General features: G+C 50.1%; 12 protein-coding genes. 5 read left to right on the top strand and 7 right to left on the bottom strand.

Annotated features, from left to right (window positions below; all coding sequences use genetic code 11):
- A complete protein-coding gene (locus QT397_16720) occupies positions 1-1,659 on the top strand; it encodes an AGCS family amino acid carrier protein (protein WNZ54532.1) in 1,659 nt (552 codons plus the stop codon).
- A gap of 126 nt (positions 1,660-1,785) precedes the next feature.
- Here the strand turns inward: QT397_16720 and QT397_16715 are convergent, their stop codons facing one another.
- Both QT397_16715 and QT397_16710 read right to left on the bottom strand, forming a co-directional pair.
- Positions 1,786-3,939 (bottom strand): M4 family metallopeptidase, encoded by a 2,154-nt coding sequence (locus QT397_16715; GenBank protein ID WNZ54531.1) that lies wholly within the window; start codon positions 3,937-3,939, stop codon positions 1,786-1,788.
- A gap of 421 nt (positions 3,940-4,360) precedes the next feature.
- Positions 4,361-5,695, bottom strand: a complete 1,335-nt coding sequence (locus tag QT397_16710) for a glutamine synthetase family protein (GenBank protein ID WNZ54530.1) — start codon at positions 5,693-5,695, stop codon at positions 4,361-4,363.
- Between the two features lie 159 nt (positions 5,696-5,854).
- On the opposite strand from QT397_16710, the gene QT397_16705 reads away from it, so the two are divergent.
- On the top strand, positions 5,855-7,153 hold the full coding sequence (locus tag QT397_16705) for an FAD-binding oxidoreductase (protein ID WNZ54529.1): 1,299 nt from the start codon (positions 5,855-5,857) through the stop codon (positions 7,151-7,153).
- Between the two features lie 60 nt (positions 7,154-7,213).
- Here the strand turns inward: QT397_16705 and QT397_16700 are convergent, their stop codons facing one another.
- Both QT397_16700 and QT397_16695 read right to left on the bottom strand, forming a co-directional pair.
- Positions 7,214-8,641: a M4 family metallopeptidase gene (locus QT397_16700; GenBank protein WNZ54528.1), complete on the bottom strand. Its 1,428-nt coding sequence runs from the start codon at positions 8,639-8,641 to the stop codon at positions 7,214-7,216.
- On the bottom strand, positions 8,556-9,017 hold the full coding sequence (locus tag QT397_16695) for a hypothetical protein (protein ID WNZ54527.1): 462 nt from the start codon (positions 9,015-9,017) through the stop codon (positions 8,556-8,558). The genes QT397_16700 and QT397_16695 overlap by 86 nt, the downstream gene beginning before the upstream one ends.
- Positions 9,018-9,891: 874 nt before the next feature.
- Between QT397_16695 and QT397_16690 the strand changes: the two genes are divergently transcribed.
- Together QT397_16690 and cysB are read left to right on the top strand one after the other, a co-directional pair.
- Positions 9,892-10,794, top strand: coding sequence for a 5'-nucleotidase (locus QT397_16690; GenBank protein ID WNZ54526.1), 903 nt, complete (start codon positions 9,892-9,894; stop codon positions 10,792-10,794).
- Between the two features lie 313 nt (positions 10,795-11,107).
- On the top strand, positions 11,108-12,079 hold the full coding sequence (cysB, locus tag QT397_16685; GenBank protein WNZ54525.1) for an HTH-type transcriptional regulator CysB: 972 nt from the start codon (positions 11,108-11,110) through the stop codon (positions 12,077-12,079).
- Positions 12,080-12,124: 45 nt separating this feature from the next.
- Here cysB and QT397_16680 read toward each other — a convergent pair whose 3' ends face one another.
- From QT397_16680 to QT397_16670, 3 genes are all read right to left on the bottom strand, one after another.
- On the bottom strand, positions 12,125-12,418 hold the full coding sequence (locus tag QT397_16680; protein WNZ54524.1) for a hypothetical protein: 294 nt from the start codon (positions 12,416-12,418) through the stop codon (positions 12,125-12,127).
- Between the two features lie 175 nt (positions 12,419-12,593).
- The gene (gene pabB / locus QT397_16675; GenBank protein ID WNZ54523.1) at positions 12,594-13,925 is read right to left on the bottom strand and encodes an aminodeoxychorismate synthase component I; all 1,332 of its coding nucleotides are present in this window, start codon (positions 13,923-13,925) and stop codon (positions 12,594-12,596) included.
- Positions 13,926-13,998: 73 nt separating this feature from the next.
- On the bottom strand, positions 13,999-14,826 hold the full coding sequence (locus tag QT397_16670) for a pyruvate, water dikinase regulatory protein (GenBank protein ID WNZ54522.1): 828 nt from the start codon (positions 14,824-14,826) through the stop codon (positions 13,999-14,001).
- Positions 14,827-15,015: 189 nt separating this feature from the next.
- On the opposite strand from QT397_16670, the gene ppsA reads away from it, so the two are divergent.
- A complete protein-coding gene (gene ppsA, locus QT397_16665; protein WNZ54521.1) occupies positions 15,016-17,379 on the top strand; it encodes a phosphoenolpyruvate synthase in 2,364 nt (787 codons plus the stop codon).
- Positions 17,380-17,768 lie beyond the last annotated feature (389 nt).

Genomic DNA, 17,768 nt, shown 5'->3' with positions numbered 1-17,768 from the left:
TTGGATTCCTTTAACAATCTGCTGTTGTTAATAGACGGCATGCTCGGCTCAGCACCTTGGTTCCCCTGGGTGTTACTTGGAGTCGGTTTCTTTTTCACCATTTATCTTGGTTTTCCGCAGCTTCGTTATTTTGGGCATGCGATCAAGATTGTACGCGGTAAGTACGACAAGCCCGGAGACCCGGGTGATACCTCCCACTTCCAGGCATTGGCCACAGCACTGTCGGGTACCGTAGGTACCGGTAATATCGGTGGCGTTGGCTTGGCTATTTTCCTCGGTGGTCCGGCTGCGCTGTTTTGGATGTGGATGACCGCATTCCTGGGTATGACCACAAAGTTTGTGGAAGTGACCCTGTCACACAAATACCGTATTAAAGCAGCGGATGGTTATTACGCGGGTGGCCCCATGTTTTACATGGAGCGTCGCTTGAATATGAAATGGCTTGCGGTGCTCTTTGCAATCGCGACCGTTATCTGTTCATTCGGTACCGGCAGCTTGCCCCAGGTCAACAACATTGCCCAGGCAATGCACGATTCTTTTGGTGTTGAGAAGGCTCTGACGGGTGGCATCCTGGCGATTTTGCTGGGCATGGTGATTATTGGCGGTATTACCCGAATCGCTAAAGTGACCTCCACCATTGTTCCCACCATGGCAGTTATCTACGTAATAGGTGCCTTGGGCGTTATCATCTACAACTACGAAAATATTCTGCCGTCCTTTGGGGCTGTTTTCCGCGATGCCTTCACCGGTAGTGCGGCTGTAGGTGGATTCCTGGGTGCGAGCTTTGCCTATGCCTTTAACCGTGGTGTGAACCGTGGCCTCTTCTCGAACGAAGCGGGTCAGGGCTCTGCACCTATTGCTCACGCCGCCGCTCGCGCAGACGAGCCGGTTTCTGAAGGTATGGTTTCCCTGCTGGAACCCTTTATCGACACCATTATCATTTGTACCTTAACCGGACTTGTGATTCTTTCTTCTGGTGTTTGGACTGAGAAACACGAGAACCTGTTTGAAGGTGCAGATACTTACGTTGTAGCGGGTAGCTACGATGAGAAGAATACCCAGGATGTTGAGCAGCTGTTCAAGTATTTGAGCGGTCAGGAGAGTGATGTTAAGGCCTATAACGGCTCCATTGTTGTGACTGACGGCCACCCGCTGAACAGCCAGGACTTTACCCTCATCCACGCCCGTTCTATTGCTGAAGACCTGGACTTCCGTGTGGGGGATGACAGCTTCAGCGGTGTTCTGGATGTGAAAGATGGTAAGTTTGCCAATGAAGATGTGGATATTTGGGGTAAGTCCCTGGTGCACTCTGTGGCCCTGACCAATCTTGCCTTCCAGCGCGGTTACTTTGGTGAATACGGTGGTCTGATTGTAACTCTGGGGATTCTGCTGTTTGCTTTCTCTACAGCAATTGCCTGGTCATACTACGGCGACCGCTCAATGATTTACCTTTTCGGCCCCAAGGCAGTAATGCCTTACCGAATAGTTTACGTTATTGCATTCTTCTGGGCTGCGATTGAGGACACCACAGTTATTTGGAACCTCTCTGCAGTGGCCATTGTGATAATGACCTTGCCCAACCTGTTTGGTATTACTGTGTTGGCCAAGGAGATGAAAGATACGGTGAAGGACTACTGGAAAGACCCAAGCCATAAATAATTTGTCTGGGTTTGATTAAAAAAGGCGGCCAATATGGCCGCCTTTTTTGTTTGTGCACCACCGATCCTTTGATCGATCTAGAGCTTGCCCACCCAGCAGATACCTGCTGGGTGGAAATCAGCTCAATTACTCAGTGCTTGCACTCAGGGTAACGCCAGAGTAGGCAGAGTAAGCGCGGATACTGATATACCAGGTTCCAGCATCCGGATTACTGATGGTGCAGCTTTCGTCATTGCCCCACTGGTAGGGGCGGCAGTCGTACGCTGTACGGGTAGGCTCTTGGCTGTGGCGAACATAGAGATCTGCATCTCCGCTGCCACCTTCCATTACGGCGCTCAGGGTAGAAGCTCCAGCGTCAACCTCAATGGTGAAGTGCTGCCAGCTATTGCGGGAACCAGAAAGGTTGGTTTCTTCCCAGCTGTCGCTACCACCACCGCCACCACCGGTGTAACTGCCTACCAGGGTGACATCGGAGAAGGAGGAGTAGCCGCGCACCATGACGTAATAGGTTCCGCCCTGCAGGTCAGCGTCAGCGATATCACAAGTTTCATTGTTGCCAGAACTATACGGACGGCAGTCATAAGTACTGGTGGTCGGCGCGCTACCAAAGCGAACGTAGAGGTCGGCATCGCCACTTCCGCCGGACATTACAAAAGACAGGTCTGTGGCATCAGCAGGTACATCCAGGGTGAAGTTAACTTCATCACCGCTGCCGCCCTCGATATCGGTCTCCGTAACCCCGTTTTCGAGTTCTCCGCCTTCATTACCACCGCCACCACCGCCACCGCCACCGCAGCTGCTGGTGGAAACGCCGACCGTGGAGAAGGCGGCAGCAACATCATCAGTGTCGTAGCCTAAATCTGATGCCGCAGAGAAAACACCACAGGCACCCTCATCAAAATCTGTATTGGCGCTCCAATACATCTGGTTGGCAAGAACAAAGGGATCGAATGCTGTGCGGGTATCCCAGCCGCTGGTGTTCGCCAGTAGGTAGAAGGCCCGGTTAAAGACGCCGGAGCTGTAGTGTACGTCCATGCCGTTGTAGTAGTCATCGGCGTGTCCGATAGAGCTGCCATCGTCAGTTGGATCTTCAAAGTAGCGGAGTGCTCCGCTGGACTTAAAGATTTCGGCCCCTACCAACCAGTCATTGCTGCCGCGCATATAGTACTCGGCAGCTTCACCGGCAATATCAGAGAAGGCTTCATTGATACCGCCGGACTGATTGTAGTAATTCAAATCAGAGTTTTGCTCGGTAAAGCCGTGGCTGACTTCGTGAGCGGAAACATCGAGGCTAACCAGTGGGTAGAAGTAGCTCTGGCCATCACCAAATGTCATCTGGCTGCCATCCCAGAAGGCATTCTCGTAATTGTTGCTGTAGTGCACCCGCATTCTCAGTTTTTGTGTGAGAGGGGATGTGTTGTACCAGTCGCTATAGAGATCAAACACCACACCGCCAAAGAAGTGTGCGTCATTGAGTGGTGAGTAAGCGCCGTTGATTGACTTATAGTCATTGTCCGGGCAAGTGAACGAGTGGATGCTACCGCCATTCGTGCTGTGGTTCATATCAACGGTTTCTACATTGTCCGTATCCATGGCACAGCTGTCGTCAACAATCATGTGGGGGTAGTCAGTACCGTACTCGTAGCGCCCGGTCTTTGAATTGCCCCCTGGGCCTGTCGCATTTTGTGCAAAGTTCAAGCCGTCCCAATGCTTGAGAACTTCGCCAGTCATTGCATCGATAAAGTAGAAGGGGCGTGTGGGTTCATCGCCGTACTCAACCCAGTTGACCAGGTAAGCCAAGCGGGCATTGTCTTGCTCATCGATATAGACGTAGAGTTTCTTTTTGGGGTTATGTGCTTCCAGCTTCAAAGCCTGAACTGACAAAGCTCCCTGGATAACGCCCTGCTGCGTGCGCCAGTTGATCTGGTGGTCCATTGCCCGCTCAATAGCATTATCTTCATTGATAAATGCTTTGATATTGGGTACTTCCAGTTCCAGCCCAGTGATGACATTGCCGCGAACCTCAGTAATCAGACCCTGCCCGGAGCTGGTTACTGTTTGGCCGTAGACAGGAATGCCTTTGTGAGTCTGTTGGTAGCGGGCTACGGTTTTGCCGTTGACGAGAGTGCGCTCACGAACTTTTTCGAGCGCCATATCCGATCCGCCGGTGGCAGCTAAAGTTTGTGGTGAGAGCATGTCCGCCGTGGCGGGGACGCGCTCAACAGCATGTGCACTAATAGCCAAGGCTAAAGTGCAGCTTAGTCCTACAAAATGCTTCATTGCTAGCTTTCCCTTTTATAGCTTTTTTATATATGAATCCGCCGGTATACAGCCGTATTTCCCTTGTGGGGACCGTATTAAATCTGGTTGGCCAATACAGGCTGGATTTTTATGTGGTAAGACAGCAGAAGATAACCGTCGCCAGGAAGGGACCGCGGTAGCGGCAGTGGCGTTCGCTTTCTCAAACCGGTTGCCCTAATTAATTGGGCAACTTGAGATTACCCTGCATACGCATCTAGGCAACAAAAAGGTGATGGCAAACTAATATATTTGAATTGTTTTCGATATTTTTGCTCGGATCGTCACAAATTAGGAAGTGATGTTCTGCCTGTGAGGTGGAAAAGATGAGTTGTTTTTTCCGAAAAAATAAATTTGGCGATAACAGTTTATTATTTCTGTTAGCTTTTAGTGGAACGGTTATTTATACATTTAATAATAGAAATTCCCTCTCCCACGAACTGATCACACGATTAAACTCTTCATATTCATTTCTCTTGATTGCGCTCCAGGCTTTTACGAATTTACTGCCAAACATTTCTGTTGCTTCATCACAATCTGATAGGAGTGTCAGGGCATGTTCCTGGGTGCGGGGAAGTGTAATTGACTCTTTGGAGCAGTCGCCCTGATAAGGTGCGCTCGGTGCGACTTTATTGGTCATTCCTAAATACCCGCAGGCAAGAGAAGCTGCTATGGCAAGGTAGGGATTGCAGTCTGCTCCGGGAAAACGATTTTCAAGACGTTTACTTTGTGGCGAGCTGTCGGGAACCCGAAGGCCTGTTGTTCGGTTGTCGTAACCCCAGTGGAGACTGGTGGGTGCGGCCATTTCAGGTGTAAAGCGGCGATAGGAGTTTACATTTGGAGCAAAAAAACTAATAAAACCGGGAGTGTATTTCTGCATGCCGCCAATAAAATGCAAGAAATTATTGCTCTCTTTTCCTGTATTATCGACAAAAATATTTTCACCGGTTTTTCTATCCGCCACACTCTGGTGTAAGTGCAGCGCGCTTCCAGGTTCGTCTTCCATCGGTTTTGCCATGAAGGTTGCATAAATGCCGTGGCGCAGAGCCGTTTCGCGCACTGTGCGTTTAAAGGTAAAGACCTGGTCAGCTAAATGAAGTGGATCTCCATGTAGAAAGTTAATTTCCATCTGGGCAGTGCCTGATTCGTGGATCAGTGTGTCGACATCAAGCCCCTGAGCTTCACAAAAATCATACATGTCTTCAATGATGGGCTCGTATTCATTGGCCGCATCAATGCTATAGGATTGTCGGGTTTTTTCTGTGCGTCCCGATCTTCCCACAGGCGCGGATAGCTTTTCATCCGGGTCCAGGTTTCTTTTTACAAGATAAAACTCTACCTCAGGGGCGACAATAGGCTTCCATCCTCTGTCTGCATATTTTTCGAGGACAAATTTTAAAATATTACGGGTGCTGATAGGGTGAGGGTCCCCATCTCGAGAATGGCAGTCATGAATGATTTGTGCTGTCGGATCATTGGCCCAAGGGTTTAGGCGCACTGAGTTGGGGTCAGGGATTAGGAGCATGTCGGTGTCTGCTGGATCAACAAGCTCATTGTGTTCGTCGACATAATCCCCCGTGACAGTTTGCACCAAAATGCTTTCCGGTAAACGGCTGTCTTGAGTTAAGAACTTATCGGTGGGGGTGAACTTTCCTCTGGCGTTACCTGACATGTCGGGAACAAGGCATTCAACTTCTGCAATATTGTGATTTGCCAGCCAGTTTGTAATTTTATCCATTGGATAGCCATTGCTTACTTTTTCTTCCTGAGTGAAATTCTATGATCAGTGCCGGAAAGCGTTGCGCTGAAAATAATTCCTCCTGTGTAAAGGAACTATATACTGCCGATTGGAACAGGGCCGTTTATTTAAATGGCATTGAGGGTATCTGGTAGAAATATGAAGGTGATGAATAGGTTGGATGAGCACACGGAATCCTATTATGCCGCTACAGCTAACGACCTTCAGGAGTATCCATGCCTGGAAGGTAACGTGGAGGCAGATGTCTGCATCATTGGTGGTGGTTATACGGGACTCTCCAGTGCTTTGCACTTGGCAGAGCGCGGCTACCGTGTGGTGCTTCTGGAGGCTAATAGGATTGGTTGGGGCGCATCAGGAAGGAATGGAGGACATGTCGGTGTTGGACAAAGGCGAAGTCAGGGTGATCTGGAAGCCATGTTCGGGTTCGACACCGCTAAGCAGCTCTGGGATTTGAGTATCAACGCTGTTCAACTGGTGGAAAGTCTTATAGTCAGGCACCAGATTCAATGTGATTTAAAACGCGGGATCATGCATCTTGCAGCGAAATCCAGTCACGATAAATATCTGCAGGATGAAACTGAAGAGCTCAGAGAGAAATATGATTACAGGCAAGTTGAGTATATAGATAAAGAAGAAGTTCGACAGCTTGTAAGTAGCAAACGATATCTCGGCGCACAGCTGGATTTTGGTTCGCTACATCTTCATCCTCTCAATTTTGCATTAGGTCTTGCCCGCGCAGCAGTTTCTGCCGGTGCCAGGTTTTTTGAGTGTAGTGGTGTGCAAGGGTATTCGAGCTCTTCTCCATTTACGGTGAAAACTGCACGAGGAAAGGTGAAGGCCGAAAAGTTGATTTTAGCTTGCAATGGTTATTTGAAAGATCTTGAGCCCCGCTTAGCGGGGCGCATAATGCCAATAAATAATTTTGTGCTGGCAACAGAGCCCTTACCGGAGGGGCTCGCTAGGGAAATCATAGCCAATGACTTCGCACTGCAAGATACTCTATTTGTTATAAATTATTGGAAATTATCTGGCGATAATCGTTTAATTTTTGGGGGAGGGGAAAATTACACCAGGCGTTTCCCTAAAGATATTCGCAGTTTCGTCCGCAAGTATATGTTGAGGGTTTACCCGCAACTGGAAAATACTGCTGTTGATTTCGGCTGGGGGGGTACGCTGGCCATTACTATGAATCGGATGCCCTGTATAGGGCAGTTGCAGTCGGGCCTATATTACAGTCAGGGGTATTCTGGACATGGAGTGCCTACGGCAACTTTTGCCGGTAAGCTTCTGGCTGATGCAATTTATGGGGAGAGTGAGGGTTACAACGTGTTTTCTTCTCTTCCTAAAGTAGAGTTTCCAGGTGGCACTTTATTGAGGTGGCCGGGGTTGGTGTTGGGGATGCTTTTCCACAGTTTGTTAGATAGGTTTGGAAGCTAGTCTTTGAGTGATGTGATAGAGAATGCCGACACACTAATGTGTCGGCACCTGCCTTAAATATTACTGGCTCTGGGCGGAAAGGGTTACGCCTCTGTACGAAATATAGCCTTGTACACTGATGTGCCAGGTACCTGCAGCTGGATTGCTAAAACTACAGAATTCATTATTGCCGTTTACGTAAGGACGACAATCCCAGTTGTCGGTGGTTGGGGTGGCACCATAACGGACGTACAAATCGGCATCGCCATTGCCGCCGAGCATTTCGACGGTCAAAGATGATGAGCCTGATGGTACATCCAGGGTGAAGTGCTGCCAGCTATTTCGGCGGCCTGATAAGTTGGTTTCTTCCCAGCCTTCTGAGTTTGAACCACCATCATCGTCACAGTTGCTGGTAGATACCCCTACGGTGTCGAACGCTGCGATTACTGTTGCAGTATCGTATCCGAGATCTTCAGTAGCTGACAGGGCTCCGCAAGCACCTTCAATGTAATCAGTGCTTTGATTCCAATAAGTTTGGTTAGCAAGCACAAAGATATCGAAAGCAGTTTGGGTGTTCCAGCCGCTTGAGTTGGCAATCAAGTAGAAAGCCCGGTTGAATACGCCGGAGCTGTAGTGCACGTCCATGCCGCTATAGTAGTCGGAGGCATGGCCAATGGATCTGCCATCTTTGGTGGGGTCATCCATATAGCGAAGAGCGCCATCAGCCTTGTATATATCGGCCCCCACCATCCAGTCGTTAGTGCCCTTCATGTAGAACTCGGCAGCTTCACCGGCCATATCAGAGAAGGCTTCGTTGATGCCGCCGGATTGGTTGGCGTAGGTCAGGTTGGAGTTTTGCTCAGTAAAGCCATGGCTCACCTCATGAGAGGATACATCCAAGCTGACAAGAGGGTGGAAGGTTGTGAAGCCATCACCAAATGTCATTTGGCTGCCATCCCAGAAGGCGTTCTCGTAGTTGTTGCTGTAGTGAACTCGCATTCTCAATTTTTGTGTGAGGGGCGATGTTCCATACCAGTCACTATACATATTGAAAACGACGTTGCCGAAGAAGTGGGCATCATTCAATGGAGAATAAGCACCATTGATTTCTTTGTAATCATTTTCCGGACAGGTGAAGGAGAAAACGCTACCTCCGCTTGTACCGTGATTCAAATCCACGGTTTCTACGTTAGCAGTGTTCATGGAGCAGTTATTGTCAACTTCGAGGGCAGGGAAGTCTGTTCCATATTCATAACGCCCGGTTTTTTCATTGCCACCGGGGCCTGTAGCATCCTGGAAGGCAAGGCCGTCCCATTGCTTGATAACTTCGCCAGTAAGTGCGTCTACAAAATAGAACGGTCTGCTCGGCTCATCTCCGTATTCGACCCAGTTAACCAAATAAGCTAATCGCGCCTGGTCGTTTTCATCGACATAGACATAGAGCTCTTTTTCTGGTTTCGTGCGATGAAGCGCATGGACGACATTGAGAGAGCTTTTTACTGTCACCATCCTGAGTGCGCAGATTCAGCTGATGGTTCATGGCTCGATCAATAGCATTATCGGCATCAATCGTTGCGCGGGCGGTAGGTACCTCCAACTCTAGGCCTGAGAGTACGTGGCCTCTCACTTTTTCAGTTAAGCCTTGCCTGGAACTGGTTATGGTTCTCCCCCAAACGGGTATGCCTTTGTGAGTTTGCCGATATCGGGCAACCGTTCTCCCGTTGGCGAGCGTGCGCTCGCGAACCTTTTCCAGCTTCATATCTGAGCCAGCGATTGAGGCTAGGGACTGATTGGAAAGTAACTCTGGTGTGACATTAATACGCTCCGCCGCTTGGGCGCTAATAGCGAGTGCGAGTGTGCTAGCGGCTCCTAACAAATATTTCATTAAGTAATTCTCTTTATGATTATAATTTAATGGCCATAGTTAACCGGGAGCATAAAATAAACGCTCAGTGGTTAATGCTGTCTGGTTAAGCGGCCAATTGAATCACACCCCAAGAATATCTCGCGCTATGAGCTATGAGCTGAGAGCTGTATGGAGTTTATGTGCAAAATTTTCTTGGGGGTTGTTTGCCGTTGTCAGGCGAAATAACGATATCCCTTGTTGTTATTCCTGACAATAATTTTTTTGTAGTGGATGTAAACTTGAAAGATCAAATTGTTTTTTTGATGTGTATGTCACGAATTCAGATATTTGCAACTTTGGTTATTTGAGGGGTTTTAATTGGTTAGTTTATAGCTTTTTTCTGAATGGCAAACTTTTTTTGAGTTGTATTTAAACGGTAAAGCTTTCTGTGGTTTTGTTATTTTTGTTTATTTCCGGTGCGAAATTCTTCAATTTAATTCAATTTGCATGAGTGGGGTGCTATATGTTTGTTAAGTTTGAAGGGGTGTATTAATCTGGGTTCTTTAAGGGGGTGTCAAACTAAAGGATTAAAGTATTAATCCTTTCTGAGCTTGATGGGGGTGGATATTAACTCTACCAAAACTTTACTGTAGAAAAATGCACGCGGTAGTTTGGAGCGGTTTCAATTTCGAATTTTGAAATGTTTTGCTCCATCGTCTTAATCCCGCAGTCAAAGCAACTTTGACTCCCTGGACACTTGTGCAGCGCTCTGTAGGTAACATCGGGAAGGGCTGGCATTCTTATCTGTACATATCGCTCAATTTGTGGAATATAAGTTTGAGATTTGTCGTAGACTCTCACTGCCCTCAGTGAAGCTGCGGTGTCGGTGGATTAACGATGTAGAGGCTCTCTAATGGCTGTGCGTCCAGATAAGTTAGTAATCGCTATTTCCTCTCGCGCTCTGTTTAACCTTAGCGATAGCCACAAGGTATTTGAGGAGCAGGGATTGCACGCCTTTTCTCATTATCAAGTTGAGCGTGAGAACGATGTTCTGGAAAAAGGGGACGCATTCCCTCTGGTTGAGAAGTTTCTAAAGATCAATGAGCTTCTTGGCGGTGAGCCACGGGTGGAGGTGATCCTGCTATCAAGGAATAGTGCCGATACCGGATTAAGGGTATTTAACTCGATAGAGCACTATGGACTCAATATTACTCGTGCGGCCTTTTGCAATGGTGGAAGCCCTTACCGTTATATTGGCCCATTTGGATGCAACCTGTTTTTGTCTGCTGATGGTGTAGATGTCCGCCAAGCGTTGGAGCAGGGGGTTGCTGCGGCAACCTTGGTTGCCGGAGGAAACCGCGAATATCGTGATGATGTGTTGCGATTTGCCTTTGACGGCGATGCGGTAATCTTCTCTGATGAGGCTGAGCGAGTCTACAAAACGGAAGGCCTGGCTGCTTTTACTGAGGCGGAGCGTGCCTCAGCACAGAAGCCACTGGGGGGAGGGCCCTTTAAGGGATTCCTTGAGGCTTTGCAGAGGTTGCAGGCTGAATTTGAGATGGATACCTGCCCGATACGAACGGCTTTGGTAACGGCACGTTCCGCACCGGCCCATGAGCGGGTCATCAGGACATTGCGCGCCTGGGATATTAGGGTGGATGAGTCAGTTTTTCTCGGCGGGCTTCCTAAAGGTGAGTTCCTGCGGGCTTTTGGCGCCGATGTCTTCTTTGATGATCAGCCTAGTCACTGTGTTTCTGCAGGTGAGCATGTGGCTACGGGCCATGTTCCTCATGGAATCGCAAATGCAGAGGTATAAAAAGTTCAAAAGTGATAAAGGTGTACGTTATCACTCAGTGCTCTCTATGCCGATAATGTTCGAATTTTTCCCGGCCCTCATCCGAGAGGCTTAGCTCTAATTATTAGAAAATAAAGCCGACAGAAAGTCCGGGATCCCCCAAAGTTGATTGACACTTTCGTCTCTACCACGGATATTCAACCGTCCATTGGCCCTGGCTTTGATTCACTGCTATTCTTTTCTCGTATAACTCAAGATAGTTTTTATAACTATCGATCAAAAAATGGTATTACTCGCTCTCGGCCATGAGCGAACTTAATGAAAGGGAGGATCTATGAAGCTGCAGCAGTTGAGATATATCTGGGAAGTGGCACATCACGACCTCAATGTTTCTGCTACAGCGCAGAGCCTCTATACCTCCCAGCCGGGAATCAGTAAGCAAATCCGACTTTTGGAGGATGAGCTTGGTGTAGAAATCTTCGCACGCAGCGGCAAGCATCTCACAAGGGTGACCCCGGCAGGGGAGGCAATCTTAAAGACTGCCGGCGAAATTATGCGCAAAGTGGAGAATATCAAACAGGTTGCGCAAGAGTTCAGCAATGATAAAAAAGGTAGTCTCGCTGTAGCTACCACTCACACCCAGGCGCGCTATGCCTTGCCCCCGATTATTAAGTTGTTTATAGGCCGTTATCCGGAGGTTTCCCTGCATATGCACCAGGGAACCCCTATGCAAATTTCTGAGATGGCGGCAGATGGCACTGCAGACTTTGCTATTGCTACCGAAGCTCTGGAGCTTTTCAGCGATTTGGTGATGATGCCTGTCTACCGCTGGAACCGCTGCATCCTGGTACCGAAAGATCACCCGCTTTGCCAAGTGAGCAAGCTATCCCTTGAGGACGTGGCGAAGTACCCGATAGTTACTTATGTATTTGGGTTTACCGGCCGCTCCAAGTTAGATGAAGCTTTCTTGGAGAAAGGGTTGTCACCTAAGGTAGTCTTTACCGCCGCCGATGCTGATGTAATCAAAACTTACGTGCGCCTGGGATTGGGAATTGGCATTGTGGCTGATATGGCCGTTGATGGCGAAGATGAGGACCTTGTGGCTCTCGATGCCAGTGATCTATTTGAATCGAGTGTTACGAAAATTGGCTTCCGTAAGGGGATTTTCCTGCGGGGCTTTATGTATGAGTTTATCCAGCAATTTGCCCCCCACCTCAGCCGTGAGCTGATTGACCAGGCGGCACAGGCGACATCCCGTTCTGAGGTCGATGCGCTGTTCGCCGATATGGAGTTGCCGGTTTACTAGAGCTGCTGCTGAATGGAAGTGCCGAATAAAGCTAAGGGATGGAGGCTATGAAGCCTCCATCTCGATCAGGGGGCGCAGCACTTCTTTGGCGAACTTGAAGTAAACAGTGAAAATCTCTGCTTTCTTACCTTCGCGCTCTACGACAAAGAAGGGCGCTCGCTCTACCTTGTACTGCTGAGCCAGCTGTAAGCCCGGGCTTTGCGGGTCACGCACGTCGGCGATAAGTGTCTGGTCGATAAATTGCATTTGGCCATTTTCTTCCAGCTTTTCTTCAACGTCGCGACACTTGGCGCAGGGCGAGCCGTCGGCGAGAATTTTCTTGACCAGTGTGATCTTCACGATAATTTCCTTGATCCAGTGCAATGCCATTAAAGGCAAGATGGACTGAATCTATCAGAACCCCTAATAACTTTGAAATATCAATCGCCGATACCTTTATAACTGAAATTTGTAGTGATGCTACAAAAGGCGCCAAAATAGGCTAATTTTTAGTCGTTTTTCGGCGATTTGATGCCTACTGCAAAAATTGTTCAGTAGTTTCCAGTAGTAAGCGCACCTTGGCCAAGCACTCCTGATGCTCTGAAGTGGGATCGGAATCTGCAACGATCCCACCACCTGCCGCGCAGGTTAGATGTCCATCGTTGGCACTGAAGGTCCGGATGGCGATATTGGTGTCAGCGCGGCCACAGCTGCTGATGTAGCCAATACTGCCGCAATAAATCCCCCGGGGGCTGGATTCCAGCTCACGGATCACTTCCATTGAGCGTCGCTTTGGAGCACCTGTGATAGACCCGCCGGGGAAACAAGCTTCGAGTAATTCGCTATAAACTGACTCTTCGGGTAGCTCACCAGTTACTACGCTGACCAAGTGGTGGACATTGGCAAAACTCGCCAATTGGAATAGCTCGGGAACACGTACGGTGCCACTGCGACACAGCTTGCTCAAATCATTGCGCAGTAAATCGACGATCATCAGGTTTTCCGCCCGGTCCTTGGGGCTTCTCTGTAGCGAGAAGGCGGCGCGCTGATCGGCCATCTTATCAGCGTGTCTTGCTGCAGTGCCTTTAATCGGTTCCGTGCGCAAACTGGCGCCGTCAGCTCGGATAAATCGCTCCGGCGACATACTGAGCAGGCTGCCATGGGGCAGGGCCATATAAGCAGAAAAGGGACCGGCAGCTTGAGAGCGCAATGCCAGGTAAGCTGTTAGCAGATCGCCGCTGTAGGGGGCCCTGAAACGCTGGGTAAAGTTTGCCTGATAGATATCGCCAGCGGCGATATATTCCAGTATCTGCTCAATTTGTGCCCGATATTCATCTGCACTCAGTTCGTGCTCAAATGGTGAATGCAGCCGGAAGTCCCCGGGCGTAAGCGTGGTCTCCCAGTTGATAGCTTTAAATCGCTGTATCAATTCGCGAACTTGCTGGGGGGGGCAGGCGGGGTGGAAAACCAGGTGATTGCTGCCCAGTTGGTGGTCGGCAATAAAGGCCCATGTGTAGAGACCAAAAAAGCCTGCGGGCAAGTCCGTAGGGCGCATATCTGCCGGCAGATAATTGCCCTCTACACCGAGTTCATAGCCAGCGTAACCAATAACCCCGCCGCAAAAAGGCAGTTGTGAGTCCCTGTCCTGAGGGCAGAGTTCGCACACGAGGTCATCCAGCCGGGCAAATGGCTCGGGCGTGTCGGCACTTAACTCGAGGGTATTTATTGGGTCGGCACTAATGATGTCATAGCGCCCACCCTCCGCGAGAGGTCGACCGCTGTCGAGCCAAACGGGGATAGGTAAATCCGCTATCGCTGCAAATGCGGCGGGCGTGTTTAATGAGTAGGGCAGAGAGACAATTTGCATATCAAGCTACAGCAGTCCGGAAGACGGCGCACACTACACATTTTGCGGCGGCAATTAAAGGGTGTGTGGCTCTTTAGTCAATCCTGCGCTCAATACCGGCCTGAGACATCAGGCGGGTGGCGAGTTCCTCCACCGAAAGTTGGGTTGCATTGAGGAAAGGCACCTGGGCCCGCCTCAGCATTTGCTCAACTTGGCGCACCTCGAATTCACATTGTTCCTTAGAAGCGTAGCGGCTGTTGGCGCGCCTTTCCTGTCTAATTTGCATCAGACGCTCGGGCTCGATTGTCAGGCCAAACAGCTTGTTGCGAAACGGGCGCAGGATCTTGGGCAGGGTGGTGGAGTCCATATCCTCTTCGGTGATGGGGTAGTTTGCCGCGCGCAGGCCAAACTGAAGTGCCAGGTACAAGCAGGTAGGCGTTTTGCCGGAGCGGGAAACGCCCAACAGGATTACATCGGCTTGCTGGAATTCGCTGACTCTGCGGCCATCGTCATTGTCCATGGCGAAGTGCACTGCTTCAATCCGGTCGGTGTAGCGACGGTTGTCGTCAATGCCGTGAGAGACGTTGACCATCTGCGCTGGATCCCGGTTAAACAGATTGGCCAGTGGCGTGAGGTAGTTCTCGAAGATATCGAGCATCAGCGCAGAGCTTTGGTGCAGCTGTTCCCGGATCTTGTCAGAAACAATGCTGGTAATAATGATCGGCTGTAAACCGGATTCATCGGCTGCTTTTTCTATGCGTTGCAGGGCCTGTTTAACTTTTTCGGTGGAGTCGATATAGGGAAGCGTGACCTGCTCAACTTGTTGATCGCGGAACTGTGCGAGTAGGCTGTGGCCAATCGCTTCGACGGTGAGACCGGTTCCGTCGGAGATAAAAAAAGCCGTGCGCTTGTCTTTTGCCATGTTTGTTCTCAGTTTGTCGGCGTGAGGGGGCTATTGTAGGGGAGGAATGGGGCAAAGGTCTTTTATTCTGGCGTTTTGCAATTTTTGTAGAAAATTTACAACATTTTGGCCAATTTTTACGGGCTATTTTTTACAAAACTCATCCTTATAATCTGCCGCCACTCAACCTGAATTTTAGAGGGCCTTCACTTGACGAACTTCACGATCGACTTCGCAAAACTGGGCATGGCCGATGTCGACAAAGTCGGCGGCAAGAACGCATCACTGGGCGAGATGATCTCCTCTCTCGCCGGTGCCGGCGTGAGCGTACCCGGTGGCTTCGCTACCACCGCAGAAGCCTTTAGGGCTTTCCTGGCTCACGAACAGCTGGAGCAGCGTATAGCCGAGCGTTTGCAAGGATTGGATGTTGGTAATGTCACCGAGCTGGCCCAGGCGGGAGATGAAATCCGCAACTGGATTTTACAGACTCCGTTCCCCGAGCAGCTGGAAAAAGAGATTCGCGAGGGCTATGAGGCCCTGGGTGGTGCGGAAACTGCTGTTGCAGTTCGCTCCTCTGCAACCGCCGAAGACTTGCCGGATGCGTCCTTCGCCGGTCAGCAGGAGACCTTCCTGAATATCCGCGGTATCGACGCTGTATTGAAGGCAGTAAAAGAAGTTTTTGCTTCCCTCTACAACGACCGTGCTATCGCCTACCGCGTGCATACCGGTTATGCGGATGTGGGCGTTGCCCTGTCTGCCGGTATCCAGCACATGGTGCGCAGTGAGACTGGTGCAGCGGGTGTGATGTTTACCCTGGACACAGAGAGTGGCTTCCGCGATGTGATCTTTATCACCGCTGCCTTTGGTTTGGGCGAAACCGTTGTTCAAGGTGCGGTTAACCCGGACGAATTTTACCTCTACAAGCCAGCCCTGGATACGGGCCGTCCTGCGATTCTGCGCCGCAATCGCGGTAGTAAAGCGATCAAGATGGTTTACGACGAGAGCGGTGAATGTGGTCGTTCCGTAAAAACTATCCCGGTGGCAGACGAAGACCGCCAGCGCTTTGCCCTCAACGATGCGGAGCTGACAGACCTGGCAATCCAGGCCCGCAAGATTGAAGAGCACTACGGTCGCCCGATGGATATCGAGTGGGCCAAAGACGGCGACAGCGGTAAGTTGTTTATCGTACAGGCGCGTCCGGAAACTGTACGCTCCCGCGATCAGGGAACCAGCATTGAGCGCTACAGCTTGCAGGAGCGCAGTGACGTATTGTGTGAAGGCCGCGCAATCGGCCAGCGCATTGGCGCGGGCCCCGTTCGCAAGCTTGAATCCGTAGAAGATATGGCGCTGATGCAGGATGGTGAAGTCCTGGTTACCGACATGACCGACCCGGATTGGGAGCCGGTCCTGAAGAAAGCGAGTGCTATTGTTACCAATCGCGGCGGCCGTACTTGTCACGCGGCAATTATCGCTCGTGAGCTGGGCATCCCCGCAGTTGTAGGTTGTGGTAATGCAACCGAGCTGCTGGAAACCGGCACCCCGGTGACAGTTTCCTGTGCGGAAGGCGATACCGGTTTTGTAATGGCTGGTGAACTGGAATTCCAGCGCGAGGAAACTGAAGTTGCGGAAATGCCGGAGCTGCCGTTCAAAATTATGTTGAACGTGGGTAACCCGGATCGAGCATTCGCTTTCAGCCATCTGCCGAACCAGGGCGTTGGCCTTGCGCGCCTTGAGTTTATCCTCAACCGCATGATCGGTATTCACCCGAAAGCACTGCTCGAACTGGATAACCTGCCGGAAGATCTGCAGCAGAATATTCGCGAGCGTATCGGTGGATACGATTCTCCAGAAGACTTTATTGTCGAAAAACTGGTGGAAGGTATCGCTACCTTGGCTGCAGCCTTCGCACCAAATCGCGTCATCGTACGCTTGTCCGACTTTAAATCTAATGAGTATGCGCACCTTGTGGGTGGCCAGTTGTACGAGCCAAGCGAAGAAAACCCAATGCTTGGCTTCCGTGGTGCAGCTCGCTATCGCTCTGAAGATTTCCGCCAGTGCTTTGCCCTGGAGTGCCGTGCACTGAAGAAAGTCCGCGATGAAATGGGACTGACCAATGTGGAAATCATGGTGCCCTTCGTCCGCACCCCGGAAGAAGCTGAGGAAGTAGTCGGTCTGCTGGCTGAAAACGGCCTGCGCCGTGGAGAAGGTGGCCTTAAGGTCATTATGATGTGTGAATTGCCGTCCAACGCTTTGCTGGCGGAAGACTTCCTGCAGCACTTTGATGGCTTCTCCATCGGTTCCAATGACCTGACTCAGCTAACGCTTGGTCTGGACCGCGACTCCGGCCTGGTTGCCGATTTGTTTGATGAGCGCAACCCAGCGGTCAAGGCACTGCTTTCCAGGGCGATCCAAGCCTGTAAGAAAGCGGGTAAATATGTAGGTATTTGTGGTCAGGGTCCTTCTGACCATAAAGACTTCGCCCGCTGGTTGATGGATGAGGGGATTGACAGTGTGTCCCTGAACCCGGATACCGCAGTAGATACCTGGCTATTCCTGGCCAACGAGGAAGGTTAATTTTCCTCCTTAAGCGGCCCAATTGTGGGCCGCTTTCCCAATTCTTCCCCCGCTATATTTAACTGTAATTTTTCTGCTGAAGCGGTGTTTGCCTTGGTGGAAAATGAGTCCGTTGTTGCAGTTAAATCCGGAAATGCCTGATTTTGTTCTGCTAATTGTGTTTGAAAAATTTAAACGACACATTACCCAAAAAATACAAACCTCTATCAGCTGATCCACACAGAAGAATTCATTCTAAATCTTTCCGCTCGCCTCAATAGAATCGGAAGAGTCCTAAGGTTGCGTGTAAATCGAAAAACAGATTGCGCAATGTGCTCCGTAAAAATGTTCGCCGTGGGCCCTGGCCCCACTGGCGCGCACCTGAAAATTACCGACAGACTGTTTATCTG

The organism is Microbulbifer sp. MKSA007 (assembly GCA_032615215.1).
GTDB lineage: Bacteria > Pseudomonadota > Gammaproteobacteria > Pseudomonadales > Cellvibrionaceae > Microbulbifer.
Note: the sequence above shows the minus strand (reverse complement) of the source record. Positions and strands in the feature narration are given on the sequence as shown.